We start from the raw sequence: 2,558 nt of genomic DNA, 5'->3' as shown, positions 1-2,558 counted from the left end.
GCGCGATCCCGAGGTCGAGGAGCTGCGGCGGCGCATCGGCGGCGAGCTGGTGCGGAGGTTCGAGGTGGCCGCCGGGGACGCAGGCGCCGACGTCGTCGAGGCGCTGACCCTCGCGTTCTCCGGCGCACTCCTGCAGGCGGGCATGGGCCTGATGACGTACGCCGAGATGGCCGACCGCCTCGACGTCGTGGTCGCCGTGATCATGAAAGGCAACCGATGACCGCCGTTCGGGAGGCGATCGTGCTCGACCCCTACGACTACGGGTTCCAGGACGACCCCTACCCGACGTACGCCTGGCTGCGCGAGCACGAGCCGCTGCACCACAACCCCGAGCTGGACCTGTGGGCGCTCACCCGGCACGCCGACGTCGCCGAGGCGCTGCGCACCGAGGGCATCTACTCCAACTCCCACGGCGTCGCGATCGAGCGGTCCGCGTGGGGCCCCGACGCGCACAAGGTGATGTCGATCCTGGGCATGGACCCGCCCCGGCAGAACCGGCTCCGTGCCCTGGTCTCCCGCGGCTTCACCCCACGCCGCGTCCACGACCTGCTGCCACGCATCCAGGACCTGACCGACCGCTACCTCGCCGAGTGCCTGGAGGCGGGCAGCTTCGACTGGATCGCCGACTTCGCCGGCAAGCTCCCGATGGACGTCATCTCCGAGATGATGGGCGTCCCCGAGGAGGACCGCGCGGAGGTACGCCGCCAGGCCGATCTCGTGGTGCACCGCGAGGACGGGGTCTACGACGTGCCGCCGGCCGGTGCCGAGGCGTCGCTGTGGCTGGTCGGCTACTACCTCGACATGGTCGCCCAGCGGCGTCGCCGGCCCACCGACGACCTGACCAGCGCGCTGATCGCCGCCCGCCTGAACGACGGGCACGGCGATGGCGAGCGGCTCACCGACGACGACGTGATCGCGTTCTTGTTCCTCATGGTCGTCGCCGGCAACGAGACCACGACCAAGCTGCTCGGCCATGCCGCCTACCACCTCACCCGGCACCCGGATCAGCACGACCTGGTGTTCGGTCGCGGGGGCGATGGCGACCGGGTCGCGCTGTGGGTCGAGGAGACGTTGCGGTTCGACACCTCCAGCCAGCTGCTGGCCCGCTACCTCCTGCGCGACGTCGAGCTGCACGGCCGGGTCGCCCCCCAAGGGTCGAAGCTCCTGCTGTGCCTGGGCTCGGCCAACCGCGACGCGTCGGTGTTCGCGCGACCCGACGAGTTCGACATCACCCGCAGCGCCGACGAGCTCGCGCCGATCCTGTCCTTCGGCGGCGGCCGGCACTACTGCCTCGGCGCCAACCTGGCCCGGCTCGAGGCGCGCGTGGCACTCACCGCGCTCGTCGAGCGGGCCCGGTCGATCGAGGTCGACCACGCCGCGTGCCGGCGGGTGCACTCGGTCAACGTGCGCGGCTTCGCGGCCGTGCCGATGACGGTGGTGCGTCGCTGATGGGCAAGTACGAGCAGCCCTCCCGGCGACCCGCCGTGGTCGCCGGGGCCTCGTCGGGCATCGGCGCGGCCACCGCGCTCGCCCTGGCGACAGCCGGCTTCCCGGTCGCGCTGGGCGCCCGGCGTACCGACCGCTGTGAGGAGGCCGCCGCCCGGATCCGCGAGGCCGGGGGCGAGGCGGTCGCGCACGCGCTCGACCTCACCGACGACGACTCGGTCGCGGAGTTCGCTGCCAAGGCGACCGCCGACCTCGGCGACGTCGAGGTCGTGGTGTCGAACGCCGGGGCGGTGGCGCCCGGCACGATCCACGAGGTCGACACCGACCGGTTCGGACGGGAGCTCGACCTCAACATCGTCGGCGCCCACCGGCTGGTGCGGGCGTTCGTGCCCGGCATGGTCGAGCGCCGCCGCGGCGACGTCGTGTTCGTCTCCTCCGACGTGGCGGTCCGGGCCCGGCCGTTCATGTCGTCGTACGCCGCCGGCAAGTGGGGCCTCGAAGGCATGGCGCACGCCCTGCAGATGGAGCTCGAGGGCACCGGCGTGCGCGCCTCGATCGTGCGCCCCGGGCCGACGTGGAGCGAGATGGGCACGGACTGGGACGTCGACGAGGCGGCGTTCGTGCTCGACCAGTGGGTGCGGTTCGGGCAGGCCCGGCACCCCCACTTCCTCAAGCCGGTGGCGATCGCGGACGCGATCGCCACCGTCGTCAGCGCGCCGCGCGGCGTGCACCTGAGCCTGATCGAGGTCAACCCCGAGGCGCCGTTGGAGGATCGATGATTCGCGAGGTTTCCTATGCGGTCCCGGACGACGGGCACGGACATCTCGCCGAGATGCGGGTCGACCCGATCGGGCTGTTCGAGCGGGTGCGGGCCGAGTGCGGCGACGTCGGCCGGTTCCGGCTTGCCGACCGCGACGTCGTGCTGGTGTCGGGTGCCGAGGCGCAGGAGCAGTTCTTCCGCGCCCCCGACGCGACACTGGACCAGGCGGCGGCGTACCCGTTCATGACGCCGATCTTCGGCAAGGGCGTGGTCTTCGACGCCTCGCCCGAGGAGCGCCAGCAGATGCTGAAGAACCAGGCGCTGCGTGGCGACATGATGCGCGGCCACGCCG

At 72.4% G+C, this 2,558-nt stretch carries 3 protein-coding genes and 1 pseudogene; all 4 read left to right on the top strand.

The window, feature by feature from the left end; genetic code table 11:
- A partial coding sequence (locus VGD85_RS14785; protein WP_331064201.1) for a hypothetical protein occupies positions 1-220 on the top strand: 220 nt, incomplete at its 5' end.
- On the top strand, positions 217-1,449 hold the full coding sequence (locus VGD85_RS14780; protein WP_331064200.1) for a cytochrome P450: 1,233 nt from the start codon (positions 217-219) through the stop codon (positions 1,447-1,449). The genes VGD85_RS14785 and VGD85_RS14780, both read left to right, overlap by 4 nt.
- Positions 1,449-2,225 (top strand): SDR family oxidoreductase, encoded by a 777-nt coding sequence (locus tag VGD85_RS14775; RefSeq protein WP_331064199.1) that lies wholly within the window; start codon positions 1,449-1,451, stop codon positions 2,223-2,225. Before VGD85_RS14780 ends, VGD85_RS14775 begins: the two co-directional genes overlap by 1 nt.
- Positions 2,222-2,558, top strand: a pseudogene (locus VGD85_RS14770) (hypothetical protein); the annotation flags it as partial. The gene VGD85_RS14775 and the pseudogene VGD85_RS14770, both read left to right, overlap by 4 nt.

This window comes from Nocardioides sp., assembly GCF_036401255.1.
Taxonomy (GTDB): Bacteria; Actinomycetota; Actinomycetes; order Propionibacteriales; family Nocardioidaceae; genus Nocardioides.
This window is presented reverse-complemented; position numbering and strand designations above follow the sequence as displayed.